The organism is Parabacteroides goldsteinii DSM 19448 = WAL 12034 (assembly GCF_000969835.1).
Classification (GTDB): Bacteria; Bacteroidota; Bacteroidia; order Bacteroidales; family Tannerellaceae; genus Parabacteroides; species Parabacteroides goldsteinii.
In genome coordinates, this window is the sequence record NZ_KQ033913.1 from 1,763,550 (window position 1) to 1,778,084 (window position 14,535).

General features: G+C 35.8%; 15 protein-coding genes. All 15 read right to left on the bottom strand.

Annotated elements, in window-relative coordinates; translation table 11 throughout:
• Positions 1–30 precede the first annotated feature (30 nt).
• The 15 genes from HMPREF1535_RS20210 to HMPREF1535_RS20280 are packed head-to-tail and all read right to left on the bottom strand — an operon-like array spanning position 31 to position 14,534.
• Complete coding sequence (locus tag HMPREF1535_RS20210; RefSeq protein ID WP_046147293.1) at positions 31–1,257, bottom strand: glycosyltransferase family 4 protein; 1,227 nt, start codon at positions 1,255–1,257, stop codon at positions 31–33.
• Positions 1,254–2,225, bottom strand: coding sequence for an NAD-dependent epimerase/dehydratase family protein (locus HMPREF1535_RS20215; RefSeq protein ID WP_046147646.1), 972 nt, complete (start codon positions 2,223–2,225; stop codon positions 1,254–1,256). The genes HMPREF1535_RS20210 and HMPREF1535_RS20215 overlap by 4 nt, the downstream gene beginning before the upstream one ends.
• A 57-nt stretch (positions 2,226–2,282) precedes the next feature.
• Positions 2,283–3,008, bottom strand: a complete 726-nt coding sequence (locus HMPREF1535_RS20220; RefSeq protein ID WP_046147294.1) for a methyltransferase domain-containing protein — start codon at positions 3,006–3,008, stop codon at positions 2,283–2,285.
• A 43-nt stretch (positions 3,009–3,051) separates the two neighbouring features.
• Entirely contained in the window at positions 3,052–3,261 is a 210-nt protein-coding gene (locus HMPREF1535_RS20225) for an NAD-dependent epimerase/dehydratase family protein (RefSeq protein WP_046147295.1), read from the bottom strand.
• 30 nt (positions 3,262–3,291) lie between these two features.
• Complete coding sequence (locus HMPREF1535_RS20230; RefSeq protein ID WP_046147296.1) at positions 3,292–4,389, bottom strand: GSU2086 family protein; 1,098 nt, start codon at positions 4,387–4,389, stop codon at positions 3,292–3,294.
• Positions 4,390–4,393: 4 nt separating this feature from the next.
• Positions 4,394–5,563 carry a glycosyltransferase family 9 protein gene (locus tag HMPREF1535_RS20235; RefSeq protein ID WP_046147297.1) on the bottom strand — a complete coding sequence of 390 codons (1,170 nt, stop codon included), beginning with the start codon at positions 5,561–5,563 and terminating at the stop codon, positions 4,394–4,396.
• A gap of 4 nt (positions 5,564–5,567) precedes the next feature.
• Entirely contained in the window at positions 5,568–6,980 is a 1,413-nt protein-coding gene (rfaE2, locus tag HMPREF1535_RS20240) for a D-glycero-beta-D-manno-heptose 1-phosphate adenylyltransferase (protein ID WP_046147298.1), read from the bottom strand.
• Complete coding sequence (locus HMPREF1535_RS20245) at positions 6,977–7,474, bottom strand: D-glycero-alpha-D-manno-heptose-1,7-bisphosphate 7-phosphatase (RefSeq protein WP_046147299.1); 498 nt, start codon at positions 7,472–7,474, stop codon at positions 6,977–6,979. Before HMPREF1535_RS20245 ends, rfaE2 begins: the two co-directional genes overlap by 4 nt.
• Positions 7,458–8,039, bottom strand: coding sequence for a D-sedoheptulose 7-phosphate isomerase (locus HMPREF1535_RS20250; protein ID WP_082150471.1), 582 nt, complete (start codon positions 8,037–8,039; stop codon positions 7,458–7,460). Before HMPREF1535_RS20250 ends, HMPREF1535_RS20245 begins: the two co-directional genes overlap by 17 nt.
• A gap of 27 nt (positions 8,040–8,066) precedes the next feature.
• Positions 8,067–9,242: an O-antigen polymerase gene (locus HMPREF1535_RS20255; RefSeq protein WP_046147648.1), complete on the bottom strand. Its 1,176-nt coding sequence runs from the start codon at positions 9,240–9,242 to the stop codon at positions 8,067–8,069.
• Positions 9,243–9,287: 45 nt separating this feature from the next.
• Positions 9,288–10,304, bottom strand: coding sequence for a glycosyltransferase (locus tag HMPREF1535_RS25205; protein ID WP_052716756.1), 1,017 nt, complete (start codon positions 10,302–10,304; stop codon positions 9,288–9,290).
• A gap of 8 nt (positions 10,305–10,312) precedes the next feature.
• Entirely contained in the window at positions 10,313–11,191 is an 879-nt protein-coding gene (locus HMPREF1535_RS20265) for a DUF4422 domain-containing protein (protein WP_046147300.1), read from the bottom strand.
• Positions 11,192–11,193: 2 nt separating this feature from the next.
• Complete coding sequence (gene glf, locus HMPREF1535_RS20270; RefSeq protein WP_046147650.1) at positions 11,194–12,288, bottom strand: UDP-galactopyranose mutase; 1,095 nt, start codon at positions 12,286–12,288, stop codon at positions 11,194–11,196.
• Positions 12,289–12,301: 13 nt separating this feature from the next.
• Entirely contained in the window at positions 12,302–13,099 is a 798-nt protein-coding gene (locus HMPREF1535_RS20275; RefSeq protein WP_046147301.1) for a LicD family protein, read from the bottom strand.
• Positions 13,100–13,106: 7 nt separating this feature from the next.
• A complete protein-coding gene (locus tag HMPREF1535_RS20280; RefSeq protein ID WP_046147302.1) occupies positions 13,107–14,534 on the bottom strand; it encodes a lipopolysaccharide biosynthesis protein in 1,428 nt (475 codons plus the stop codon).
• Position 14,535 lies beyond the last annotated feature (1 nt).

A 14,535-nucleotide genomic window follows, 5' to 3' on the forward strand; every position in this document is an offset into this window, starting at 1 on the left:
AAAAAGAAAGAGAAGAAAAAAATCAAGATATCATAAATCCTCTACCGACTCTACCGACCGTATCATCTGATCTAATAATACATCAGGATGAAAATGCTGTTCGGCAAAAGTTTTGTTACACAATCCGATTGCGTTCTTTTGACTTTCTGAAAGTTCGGCAAAAGCTAAAAGTCTTTCCGCCAACAGTTCCGATTCTCCATGACAGACAGCAATGTTTCCTTTACAGACATTCAGGATATCACTGATATGCGACTTCTCCGGACCGATATAAAGAATCGGTTTGCCGATGAACATAGCCCCATAGACCTTATTCGGATGCGTATAGCCTACACAACCCTCTCCCAACGAAACAACCTGGATATCGGCCGAACCCAACGACAAATGAATCCGTTCACGCGGCTGGTAAGGAAGGATCATGACATTATCCAATCCATACTCTTCCTTATATTCGCGGACTTCCTGCAAACGTACTCCGCCACCGATATGAACAAACAGGAAACGCTTGTCATCACTCAGCCGGACAGCAGTCTCCAACAAAGTCGTCAACGGATGCATCACCGAATGATTACCGGAATACATGATCACGATACGGTCACCGAAACCATTCTCCTGACGGAACGGGTTATCCTCCCGCTTCCCTTCATACACCGACTCCATCACCGGCCAGACCGGAATCACATCGATCCCTTTCCTGTCCGAATGAAGACGACGGCAAATATGCTCCTTCATATACTTATCCAACACGATTATCCTGTCCGCATGTCGAAAAATATAATCCCCCCGCTTCTGAATCGTCTGTGCCATCGAAGAACCCTCTTTCATATATCCGGCCACTACAGAGAGTTCCGGTTGCAGATCCATCGTCCAATAGACAAAACGCATCTTTTTCATCCGCGCAATCTTTATCCCGATATACGAAAGCAAAGGCGGACTGGTCAGACCGATCATCACATCGCACGATTTGCGGCCGATGAAAAGTAATTTCCAGGCAATCAGAAAATTGAAACTAAGAAAATCAACCAGCCGCCCAAGTTTCGTTTGCTTGCCGAATCCTGTGTTCGGCAGACGGTGAATATGAACCCGCTCACAGCACTCACGAGCAGGATAGATAATCTCCGGATGTTCGTAATTGTGACGGCTGGTGATGATGGTTACCTCATGCCCCTGACCGGACAAGGCCTGCAACAGATCAACCAGATGTTGTGCCACAGATGCCGTGTCCGGCCAATAGACCTGAGAGATACAAATTATCTTCATTTACTACGTTTCTGAACCTGTTCGTTAATCCACTGATAGGTCAAAGCCATGCCTTTAGACAGAGGCCAGCTTGGTGCCCATCCCAGTTTTTCTTTGATCAGGCGGTTATCCGAATTGCGTCCCATTACACCCAGCGGACCAGGGATATGTACAATATTCAGTTTCTTTCCGGCAATGCCCATTACCATTTCAGCCAGGCCATTGATACTGATCATCTCGTCCGAACCGATATTCACCGGCCCCATGAACTCATCCTGGCTCATCAGGCGGCGCACACCTTCCAGGCATTCGTCGATATAAAGGAAGGAACGGGTCTGATTACCGTCTCCCCACATCTCGATCGTTCCGCCATCCGGTGTTTCAGCCACTTTACGACAGAAGGCAGCCGGAGACTTCTCACGTCCGCCTTCCCAGGTCCCTTCCGGACCGAAAATATTATGGAAACGGGCAATACGTACATCCAGACCTTTATTACGATGGTAAGCCTGGTACATACGTTCGCTGAACAGTTTCTCCCAACCATAGTCACTATCCGGTCCGGCAGGATAAGCGGAATCTTCCGATGTAGTCGGATGCAAAGCGTCCATCTGGTTACGTTCCGGGTAGATACAAGCCGAAGAAGAGTAAAAGATCCGTCCTGCATTCCGTTTATAAGCCACATCCATCATATTGATGTTACACATCACAGAGTTATGCATAATATCGGCATCGTTCTCACCGGTAAAAACAAAACCTGCTCCGCCCATATCAGCGGCAAACTGATAGATCTCGTCAAACTTGCGATCCACCGCACGATAGCATACATCGATATCGCGCAGGTCGCCAATCATAAAGTCATCGGCTTCTGTTTCTCCGAATTCCGGATACTTCAAGTCGACACCTTTCACCCAATAGCCCTCACTTTTGAGGCGCTTCACCATGTGGCTACCGATGAAGCCACCGGCGCCACAGACTAATGCTGTTTTCATTTTTGAATTTGAATTTAATATGTTGATTTTATAAATCAAATAGACAAGGGAAAAAGTTTATTTATGTGCTTCAACTACAAACCCAGCACAAAAGGTTTCCAAATTTAATTTTTTACATAAGTTTTCCCACAAAGTTACCAGTAAAAACAAAGGAAAACAAAATGAAAAATAATCGTTGGCATGATAAAAACATGTTATCTTAATAGATTTGAATCCTGTTTCGGCTAATAATTTTCTCATTTGCCGAGGAGAGCAATAATTAAAGAAAGTAGGATAGCCAGTAACATCTGCTGCCCAGGGACGAAGTTTTTTAATAAGAAAACGTTGTCCTTTATTCCCTACTAATCTTAATATGAGAGAATATATATGATATTTACTTGGTAAGTAATGAATTGTTTCACCGTGTTCGGATAAAGCCTGATAAATAGAATTAAACGCCTTCTTATTATCAGGTACATGTTCCAACAATGTCCTGGAAATAATCAAATCGTACTTGCCATTAACAGGTTCCTCTATTGATTGAACAATAAAATGATCATATATTTCCTCACATTTATCTTTGTACTCAATATCTAAACCATCATAAATCAGATCCTTATTCTTATACCATAAAGGTCTATCAATACCACCTACCTCTAAAATAGAATTAGCAGAATTAAGGCTCTTTTCAATAAGCATTTTAAGAGTATCAGTATAAGATTCCATTTCAGTACAAAAAAATTCTTTTTTTGTACTGAAATGGTCCGACCATTTTTTATTTATCTGTACGATTCGATTTATCATAATATTGTTTGTTATTTTATACTTCACTATTTATAGTTACATTTTAATCTAAATGAAGACACAGACGATCCACTTTCAGATTATAAACATTGATATCGTGCAAATTACCAATTACAAAATCATCGGCTTCCGGCTCTCCAAATTCCGGATATTTCAAGTCGACACCTTTCACCCAATAGTCCTCTTTTCTGAGGCACTTCACCATGTGACTACCGATAAATCCACCGGCGCCACAGACAAATGCTGTTTTCATTTTAAATAAAATTATATGATAAATAATGCTTTAATTACTATTAATTAGTCGTTGATACAATGCCAATAAAAAATCACGATTATCCGCTGTTATATAATTCATATTTCCTCCCATACGAGAGAAAGTCTTACAATATCTTAAATAATAAGCAGGATTATCCATCGGGGGTTCTCCTTGTTTATTCCAATCCCAATTAGAGGTAGCTAAATCCACTACATAGATCTTATGTCCGCTGATTTTCTTTCTATTTTGAAGTGCCAGATTCTGAGCCATAGACATGGATTTTTCAAAAACCATCGGAGACATTACAGCAGAACCTACCGATAGATAAACTCCACCTGAAAGGTTCGTAACGCTATCCGCAAAACTTAGGAAATCACGCTCTGCCACTCTTCCTACAGAAGCTCCATAATTCATCGGATGCGTATAAATTATATCATGACCGAACATAGGATGTGCGGTAAAAGGAATTCCAAACCGTAAAGCGGCTGACTGAATACCTAATTGAGGATATTCATGCCTTATCTCCATAAATCCTGGCCGTAAATTAAACCTTCGTATAACCTCGCATAAATCCATAGCTGCTGCTACCCGTCCTGGCTCAATATGATAATTATCCAAGGTAAAAGCCTCCAATTCATTCAATGCAGGGATCATCAATCCACCATGAAACACCATATGTCCCACGGATTCTCCATATCCCAATCCTTGCCAAGCACCAACATTCAATGCCAGATTCAGATAGAAACCTGTTTCTTCCCATGTTCCGAACTCTCCCTTACAAACATTAGCGCGCACATCCTCACTCGTACGACCTTGATAAGCGACCTCCCAATCATGTATGATCCCTGCGCCATTGGTAGCATAATGCGTAAAAAATCCTCGTTCCAACATCGCTATCAAAGTAGGAGCCATCCCATTTTTTATCGTATGAGCACCAAACGTTAACATCACGGATCTTTTATTTTCCCTTGCCTCGATAATATCATCGGCTAAACTTTTTATTGCCTTTAAAGCTTCTTCCGATAAATTCTTTGGAGCAGTATCTGGAGATATCATATCCCGATCCGCATATACTTTATTTTTCCGACAAGCCAATGGTTTTATCAATAATTTCAGACGATCCATATTTTTATTTTAAACAATTCAACAATGACAATAATTCTTTTCTGACACTCTCAACATTAACAGAATCTATACATTCATAAACTTGCTTCATAGGTCTTGAACATCGGTAATCACAACCAAAGCAATCCATTTGATGAAAAACGATATGAGGAAAATAAAATAAAGAAGAAAAACGCGAAGGATAAGGCAGGAATCTTCCCGGATGTGCACCTGATACGATCGCCAAAGAAGGAACACACAAACTTGTAGCCAAATGTATTCCTCCTGTATCATTACCGATTACCAAACTAGCATGAGATACAATCTGGGCTGTCTCCAGAAAAGAAGTCTTATTTACTTTATTTATTATTTGTCCATTATTTCCAGATAAACACATAAAAGCATCAGACAAATCCTGATCAATCTTTCCGTACCCTAATAATATAATCTTATATTTATCGACCAACTCCATTGCGATCTTCACAAATCGATCCACACTCCATGCGTGGAAGAGATTATTAGTAGATAAAAAGAATACACAATAATTACCTTCCACATAAGAACATGAGATCGGTAAAACGGGAAATGCTGGTAATTGAGCCTGAAAATCCTGAGAAAATAAGGTACGCACAAAATAAGCGTTAATATCAATCTCTGGTAGCCTTTCCAACGGAGTATTAATTAACTGTGTATAAAAACATTCCATATAATACTTTTGCCAACGAGACATATTTAGGCAATCACCATGAAATCCGACCCGCCGCTTAGAACGAATTACCGATATTACACTATCACTAACATAAGAACGAGAAAAAGCAGGAGCTATCGCATAATCAAAAGCATATTGCCTAATTTTTTTCACGAAGCTATACCAATACGTTACTTTCAGGAACTGCCCCCTGTCAAGAGGAACAATCTTAGTAAAAAAAGGATCCAGCTTCGCTATATCCAACGTAGCCTTGGAACAAACCAACAAGACCTTTTTATCTTTGAAAGCCTCTTTATAAGCCCGCAAAGAATCCAACCAAATGATATAATCACCGATACCATCAGTCCTTACCAGCAACAAATCGAACTTCTCCCCTTTAGGCCTGACAAGCAAGCGAATAAAAAAATTCAATAGTTCATGGAATATTATCAATATATATACCTCAAGCATTCCCGTTCTCGTCAATCCAAGTTTCTTAGCGTACATCGTCTTACTTTTTATCGTTTCTTAACTGATCAACCGTAGATGTTGTAGAATATCCATTTACGAAAGGTATAATCCGGACAGATTTTGCATACTCGCGCCCAACTACACTTTCAACCGTATAATCACCTCCTTTCACTAGGATATCTGGTTGAAGAACCTTTATCAAGTCCAATGGTGTATCCGAATTAAAAATCACTACATAATCCACAAACTCTAGAGCAGACAAGATCAAAGCTCTCTCATCCTCTTTCTTGATAGGACGGGAATTTCCTTTTAGGCGTCGTACCGAATCGTCGCTATTCAAACCGACAATCAACGTATCCCCCATTTTTTTCGCTTCTTTCAGATATTGGATATGTCCCTTATGTATTATATCAAAGCAACCATTTGTAAAAACTATTTTTTTCAAAGGTCTATTCAGCTTCTGCAATATCAGTTTTATCTCTCCCGCATCATAAATTTTTCTTTTTCCGGAATAAGATAAACTATCCATCAATTCATCATAAAGTACCGGTGCCGTCCCCATCTTTCCAACAACTATACCCGCTGCCTGATTAGCCATCTGCACAGCTACCTTCCAGTCCAATCCAGAGGATAACCCCACTGCCAAGGTAGCGACTACCGTGTCGCCAGCTCCAGAAACATCAAACACCTCAGTAACTTTTGACTTTACATGAAAAACATAATCAGTACAGATCAATGACATACCTTTTTCGGACCTCGTAACCAATAAATAAGGAAGATCAAACCTCCCCATTATATCCTTTGCAGCAGCTTCGATTACTTCATCCTCATTTTCTAACTCTTCCCCATAAACATCCGACAATTCTTTCAAATTTGGAGTGATAACCGTAGCTCCTCTATATTTTTCCCAATTACTCCCTTTGGGATCGACTATCAATATTTTACCAGAATCTTTAGCTTTCGATATCAGATAACGAGATATATCAAACGAAACCATTCCTTTCCCATAATCAGATATCACCAAAACCTTACAATCCTCACATAAGGCATCTATTTGAGACAAGGCATTCGAACATGAAGGAAACTTTCGGGCTTCCTCCGTATCGACCCGAACTATCTGCTGGGAACCTGCTATAATACGAACTTTTGATGTTGTTGGGAAGTTATCTTCCTTCAAATAATTGTTCACACCTTCAGCATTAAGCAGGTCTATAAGTTCTTTTCCATGAATGTCACTACCTATACAGCCAAATAGAACAGGAGTCATTTTCAACTTAACCATATTATTCGCAACATTGGCAGCTCCCCCCAAAGTCTTGCGAACTTTTCTTATATGGACAACAGGAACGGGAGCTTCCGGGGAAATTCTTTCCACCTTACCAAAATTATAGACATCCAGTATCACGTCTCCGAACACAAAAATTTTATTCGTGCCACTAAACAATTCCTTCATATATCCTCCTTTAAAATTAAATCTACCCAATGATGAAGATCATTCTTTTGTGTTATAAGAAAAGAACTTACCCCTGCATTTTGTCCACATTCCACATCCGACATCTTGTCACCTAACATATAAGATTGCCCCGGATCTATATTATATTTTTTCATCGCTCCCCGGAGCATTCCCGGTTTAGGTTTTCGACATTCACAATTTTCTTCCGGAACATGAGGACACATGAAAACATCTGTGATAAAAACCTTCTCTTTTTTCAAAACCGTTAGCAGACCATCATTGAAACGCAAAGCATCTTCGTAGGTATATTTATTTCTTCCTATCCCTGATTGATTGGTCACTATTATCAGCAAATAACCTTTGTCCTGTAATCGGGTTAACTCCTTGGTCACTCCCTCTATCAACTTTAGATCTGACAATTTATAGACATAGCCATAATCCTCGTTGATGGTACCATCCCTATCCAAAAAAATAGCCTTACTTTTTAGACACATAATCCTCTTCTACCAACTCACAGATCAAATGCTCAATAAACAAATGAACCTCTTGGATCCTTGCCGATTCTGAAGAAGGAACGACATAACTGTAATCCGCAAGTTTCAGACACTCTCCACCGGTTTTGCCCAGTAATGCTACAGTTGTAACACCAAGTTCTTTTGCCTTTAGTATAGCATTCACCTGATTCTTTGAATTTCCACTTGTAGATATAACCAAAAGAACATCTCCTTCCACACATAAGGCTTCCACTTGACGCTCAAATACTCTATCAAAACCATAATCATTACCAATTGCGGTCAGTACTGATGTATCCGTGGTCAAGGCGATCGCAGGCAAAGCCTTACGTTCTCTCATAAACCTCCCTACGAGTTCTGCCGCAAAATGCTGGGAATCGGCGGCACTGCCGCCATTACCGCAAATCAATAGTTTATTCTTCTTAGAGAAACTTTTACTAATAACTGATACTACATCATCAATAAAAGAGATGAATTCCTGACTTCTAAATAGTTCATTTTCAAGACAGATTTTCTTATTAATAGATTCTAAAACAGAATTATTCATACTTAATCAATATTTAAAACAATTATATCATTCATACGAATTATTACAATATCTAACTATAACCCATTTAATAAGATTACTTAACAACAAAATCACCATAGGAATTATTAGAAAATTATAAAATATCATTTTATTTACTATAGAAAAATTATCTCGAAATAATTGAAAAGGAATCACAGAACAGATACAATAATAATAGACATTCCCAAAATAAGTTGAAAAATTATAGCGAACATATGTAAAAAATAAACCCAAAAAGAATAATGCTAAAAAGCTCCCTAAAACTCCAAAATTATATACCAAAGAGACTAATAAGCTCATCCCCCCAAACGGTGCATCAAATTTCATATCTACTGAAAATATTAAATCAGATTTATTAGGCAACAATACAGAAGGTATAAAATTCAAGAAAGAGGTAATAAAATTATCTGGAAAAGAAAAATAGGAAAATTTATTTTCGGAAAACATGGATACTGCAGTAATCCATGTATATACAGGTTCAGTACAACCTACAAAAAGTAGTTTATCAAAAGAGACAACCATATCACCCAAGCGCCATATAGCCACTGTTAGAAGAAAAACAATCAAAAAAACAAGAATAATAAACACATGTTTTAACAATAACTTTCCTTTATCATAATAATATACAAGTAACACTATACAAGGTATAAAAACATACATTCTTGATCCCAGACCTAATAAAACAATACTAAATTCTACAATTGATAAAAGTATAAAAACAAATAAAGTATAAAATCTCTCTTTCACATCTATATAATACAGCAAAAAAAATAAAAAAACAGTATTAATAGAACTAATTTGACCAGTAAATAAAATATCCACATCATCTTTATATCCACTAAACAACAAACCTCTATTATAATATATAACAACATTAGCAAATATAAAAAGCATCACCAAAAAGAAAGCAACAACCTTATTATAAATAACTTTATTCTCTTTACGCTTTTTCTTTTTAATATAAAACAAAGGTATCAAAGAGCCAAATATAAAAGAGAACAGTATTCCTATAGATATAAAAATGTAATTATATAAAAAAGAATTATCATAATACATATATAAATAATTCATTCCTGGATATCCATCAAATAAATTCCAAATCAAAACTATTAGAGGCAATATTAAATAATAAAAGAAACCAAAAGTAAATAAATAGATATGAAGTAATTTATTTATTTTCATATATGTATTAATAGCAGTCATAATAAATTCAAATGATTCATACTATCAAAATTTCATTCTGCATTTAAACAAGATCACTAAAAAACATTTAACAGGAAATGACGACTTAATAAATAAATATTCAAAAATATATTTAATATTATTACGAAATAACTTTATTAAACTAGACAAATCAATGTCAAAAGAGAATTTATTTATATATAACTTTTTAGATGTATTCAAAAACACATCAGAAGATAGAATTGTTATCATTTCAGAAAAAACAAATGATAACATATAACCATATATATATACTATATTATTTTTATTCTGATTAAGCAAATATTGCATTTCTCTAAATATATCTATATGCTGTTTTACCAGTTTATCATCAATACCTTTTCTTATAACACCTGTTATAGAATTATCTCTCAAAAAATACGACAAAGACACATTTGATATCAATATACAGCTAGAAGCCTTCAACATAACATGTAATAAAAATAAAATATCTTCATTCAAACAATATGGTATACAATATACTTTATTTCTTCTTAAGAAATCTATACTATATAATTTATTCCATATTGGAGTAAATATTTTTTGTCTATCCTTTATATAAAGAGAAATAATATTACTATCATACAAAAAACAGTCATTATATTTCATTATCTCTTCAACCTCTCCTACACAATTAATAACATTGTAGCTTCCTGCAACAAAATCGACATTATTTTTCACTATCTTAGAATACATAATATCTATACAATCAGAAGTTATTTCATCATCACTATCCATAAAAAACAGATACCTACCTTTAGCATTATCAATAGCAGTATTCCTCGTTGCACCCAGACCTATATTTTTTTTATGTTCAATAATACGAATATCCTTTTCCCTAGGATGTCCAGAAATTATTGTATGTACAATTTCCATACTATTATCGATTCCTCTATCATCAACTAAAAGGAATTCAATACTTTCAAAAGTCTGATTCAACGCAGATAGCAAGGCACGTTCTACATAAGATGCTACATTGTAAATAGGCATAGATAGTGTTACTTCATATTCGTATTCTGCCATCACAAATATTATATATTATTTTGAATAGATTTTTTTCTTCTATATTCCAGACACATTGGTAACAATGACAAGGTAGATACAAAATTTGATAATTTTACGCGAAACCAAGATCTCTTAGGAAAACTACTATTATTGAACCAAACAAAGTGTACACCTTTAGTTTTTATATGATTAGCATATAGATATACAGTTAGTAAACGTTCTGCCATATATGCGAAAACACGACTTTGATCGGATGTATATTTACTAATATCTAATCTACTCTCTACTTCACTCAATACATCAAACAACCATGTGCAGTATTTATCATACTCAACAAATGGCATAAGAAACATATTACATGGAAAAAAACGATTATTACACCACATTAATTTCAAAAATGATTTATAATAAATATCATTACGCTTTCTCAAAACATCCTCTAAAACTCTCAAATCATCACTTATATGATAATAGCAATAGTTCAAATACAAACAAGTATTAACAATAAAAGGAGAAGCTACAATTATATGTCCTTTTTCTATTTGAGAAAAAACAGTATTTGGAATAGAGTATTCTAAATCTTGAATTGATGATATAGGCCTTTCAGTATATGCTCCAAAACCATTGCTTTGTTTATGAAAATCAAAATATCTTCTATAATGGCATAAACCTATATAATCTACATTTTTCATATTCTTCCATGCCCAATACATTGCTGTCAACTCTGCATAATTTCTATTTTTGGTACTTATATTATCCCCCGTATCGTCACCTTGAATAGCAAGATCCACATTACTAAGAGCTTTTCCACACTGAATAGGTATATATATATCATCACTTATCCATTCACCTGGTTTATGGCAGCAGACCAATATTTTAATATTTGGTTTCTCTATTTTTTCCATATTTAATTGATTTTTAAATGTAGTACTTTCTCTATTATCTGGTGCATATCATAATATCTATACTCAGCCAAACGCCCTCCAAATATAACCTCTGCATCTTGCTCAGCCAATTCTTTATATTTATGAAATATCGCATTATTTCTTTGATCATTCACTGGATAATATGGTTCACACCCTTCCTGCCACTCTAATGGATATTCTTTCGTGATAACCGTCTTATCCTGTGTACCGAATTCAAAATATTTATGCTCGATGATACGGGTATAAGGTTGTTCTGTATCTGTATAATTCACTGCGATATTACCTTGATAGCTTTCCATATCCAAGATATCTTCCTCGAAACGAAGACTACGATAATCCAACTTTCCAAAACGATAATCGTAGAACTCATCTATCTTTCCGGTAAATACGATACGATCTGCTAAGCTAGTTAAAGATTGCCTATCTTTAAAAAAGTCCACATTCAGACGAACATCCACCCCTTCCAATAAACCTTCAATCAATTTATTGTAACCCCCGATAGGAATTCCTTGATAACAGTCATTGAAGTAATTGTTATTGTAGGTGAATCGAACAGGTAAACGGCGGATAATAAAAGCAGGAAGCTCTGTACATTTCCTTCCCCACTGTTTTTCAGTATAACCTTTTATCAAAATCTCATATACATCTCGACCGACTAAAGAGATCGCTTGCTCCTCTAAGTTCTGAGGCTCCTTTCCTTCAAATTCCTTTCGCTGCGCATTAATGATAGACTTTGCCTCATCCGGGGTATTTACGTTCCAAAGTTGATGGAATGTATTCATATTAAAAGGAAGATTATACAAGTCTCCTTTATAACTGGCTAATGGCTCATAACGGAAATGATTGAAAGGTATAATGGAGTTCATGAAATCCCATACATCTTTATTCGACGTATGGAATATATGAGGACCATATTTATGAACATTGATTCCCTCTATATTCTCGCAATACAAATTTCCACCGATATGAGACCGTTTATCAATCATCAAGACCTTTTTTTCCACCTTTTTTGCTTTATAGGCAAACAGGGAGCCATATAGGCCTGCTCCAACTATCAAATAATCGTATTTGTTCATCATTTAAACCTAGTTATTCTTTATAAAAAGCCTCAAAAGAATGTTTTGGAACCCTCTCGCATTCAGGGGGAAGTTTCATGTAATCGCCATACAAAGCATTCAAAACATCACCATATTTATATGGAACAGAAAAATAATTATTTTCAAACTCTAATAATACAGTTTTTTCCAACATTTCTTTTTCAAATAACTCCCTTCTTTCTCTATCTATCACAACAAGAAGCGCAACCCTCCCTGAATTGTCATACGAAAACAATCTCAACATTTTATCCATGACATTCAAACAATATAGATAAATGCCAAAAGGAATCTTTGTTATCATAAAAGTCAAGCCTCTTTTCAAAACACTTTTTGGGGATATCATATGTTGTAATCTACAATGCCATACTAACTTCAACACCTCTATAAATCTTAGATAAATCGAAAAAACATATTTAGGAACCCCATCAAGAGGAAACACATCAATTGAAACCCCGACTCCATTTTCATAGATAAGCTTTTCCTTTTGAAATGTCCTTATGTCCTCAACTCTTGCAAATAAATTTGGAAACTTCGAGTCCGAATAATAAGATCTTGATCTATAATGAGATTTTTTGACATTATAGATATTCAAAAATCTTTGATAATCTGGTCTTGGCATCATTATATCAATATCATCATCCCAAGGAATATAGCCTTTATGCCTGACAGCACCAAGAAGAGTCCCATACGTCAAATAATATCTTATACCATTTTCTTCACAAAATCTTGCTACATCAATTAATATCTCGAGTTGAATTTTCTTCATCTCGTCTAAAGAGATTTTTCTCATATATTTTTCATTTAAATAGTAACACAAATTCTTTTAATGTCTTGAAGGTAAAAAGATAAGACAACATATAATAAATCAATACACAAGATGCCACACCGAACATTATTTGGAAATAACTTTCCAGAAAAAGCAGAGATATGCCATATACGCATAAAGCCATGACTAACGACAATATCCAATATGGAATAATATCATGCAATTGAATCAAGAAACTCAATCCTATCAATCTTTTCGTATAATACGTATTAATATAAGAAGCTATTATGTAGTAAAAAACACGTCCCCAACACATACCCTCTAGTCCAAAAGGAATAGAGGTAAACAATATAATCGTAGCGATCGTTTTTTTTACCAATTCCAAGCGAAGAGACAAATCCGTACGTCCTTTGACAAACAATAAGTTCAAATTAATCACACTCAAATGGTCCAACATCCAGCAAAGACATAATATTCGAAAAAGAGGAATTACCTCACTCCATTTATCCGTCAATAAAAAATTCACGATTGGATCTGCCAAAGCTGCCAAACAAAACATCAAAGGAAAAATCAGGAATGAGCTCAAACGAATATATTTTCGATATGCCCTGGCCAAATACTCATCATCATCCTGAATACGGCTTAACACCGGATAAGAAACACGGGATATGATCATATTGATTCCTGAAGATGGCAGGGAGGCGAATTGTTCCGCATTCCTAAAATACCCAAGGGCTGTTGCGGAAAAATAACGACCGATCACAATAGAGTATAAATTATAATACACCGTATGAATTAAACTCGACAGGGTCAATTTCGAACCGAAAAAAAACAAACTCCTGAAAGATTTCCCAGAGAATACATACAATGGAAACCAACGAAAACACACACAAAAAAGAATGCACAAAAACAAATTATTCAGCAAAGATTGCATAACCAAAGCCCACACGCCAAAACCTTTGTATGCCAAAAGGACACCTACGACTCCTGAAACGAGAATCGACACCAATGAAATTTTCAATTGGCTCTTGAAATCGATCGCTATCATTAGCTTGACTTTCGGAATCGCAAAAAAAGAGGATATAACAAGATTCAAGGCGATAACCCGAACTACCGATGATAATTCAGGGATATGATAAAAATTCGCAATAAAAGGAGCAGTCCAGAATAGTACACAGTACAACGCGATCGAGATAAACATATTAAAATAAAAAACAGTAGAAAAGTCTATCTCCGTCCTGTCTTGCTTCTGAATTAAAGCATTACTGAAACCACCATCTATCAGCAATTGGGATATTTGCAAAAAAATAGCAAGCATGCCAATCAGTCCAAAATCCGAAGGAAGAAGCAAGCGTGCCAGAATTATGTGTATCATGAACTGAACAATCTGCACGGAAAAACGTTCTATCGCACTCCATAAGACACCACGGACGGCCTCCCGTCTCAAATCATTCCCCATT

Bases quoted from the DNA above. Each gene is read 5' to 3' on its own strand.
- HMPREF1535_RS20210 (WP_046147293.1), bottom strand. From the start codon at position 1,257: ATGAAGATAATTTGTATCTCTCAGGTCTATTGGCCGGACACGGCATCT.
- HMPREF1535_RS20215 (WP_046147646.1), bottom strand. From the start codon at position 2,225: ATGAAAACAGCATTAGTCTGTGGCGCCGGTGGCTTCATCGGTAGCCAC.
- HMPREF1535_RS20220 (WP_046147294.1), bottom strand. From the start codon at position 3,008: ATGATAAATCGAATCGTACAGATAAATAAAAAATGGTCGGACCATTTC.
- HMPREF1535_RS20225 (WP_046147295.1), bottom strand. From the start codon at position 3,261: ATGAAAACAGCATTTGTCTGTGGCGCCGGTGGATTTATCGGTAGTCAC.
- HMPREF1535_RS20230 (WP_046147296.1), bottom strand. From the start codon at position 4,389: ATGGATCGTCTGAAATTATTGATAAAACCATTGGCTTGTCGGAAAAAT.
- HMPREF1535_RS20235 (WP_046147297.1), bottom strand. From the start codon at position 5,563: ATGTACGCTAAGAAACTTGGATTGACGAGAACGGGAATGCTTGAGGTA.
- rfaE2 (WP_046147298.1), bottom strand. From the start codon at position 6,980: ATGAAGGAATTGTTTAGTGGCACGAATAAAATTTTTGTGTTCGGAGAC.
- HMPREF1535_RS20245 (WP_046147299.1), bottom strand. From the start codon at position 7,474: ATGTGTCTAAAAAGTAAGGCTATTTTTTTGGATAGGGATGGTACCATC.
- HMPREF1535_RS20250 (WP_082150471.1), bottom strand. From the start codon at position 8,039: ATGAATAATTCTGTTTTAGAATCTATTAATAAGAAAATCTGTCTTGAA.
- HMPREF1535_RS20255 (WP_046147648.1), bottom strand. From the start codon at position 9,242: ATGAAAATAAATAAATTACTTCATATCTATTTATTTACTTTTGGTTTC.
- HMPREF1535_RS25205 (WP_052716756.1), bottom strand. From the start codon at position 10,304: ATGGCAGAATACGAATATGAAGTAACACTATCTATGCCTATTTACAAT.
- HMPREF1535_RS20265 (WP_046147300.1), bottom strand. From the start codon at position 11,191: ATGGAAAAAATAGAGAAACCAAATATTAAAATATTGGTCTGCTGCCAT.
- glf (WP_046147650.1), bottom strand. From the start codon at position 12,288: ATGAACAAATACGATTATTTGATAGTTGGAGCAGGCCTATATGGCTCC.
- HMPREF1535_RS20275 (WP_046147301.1), bottom strand. From the start codon at position 13,099: ATGAGAAAAATCTCTTTAGACGAGATGAAGAAAATTCAACTCGAGATA.
- HMPREF1535_RS20280 (WP_046147302.1), bottom strand. From the start codon at position 14,534: ATGGGGAATGATTTGAGACGGGAGGCCGTCCGTGGTGTCTTATGGAGT.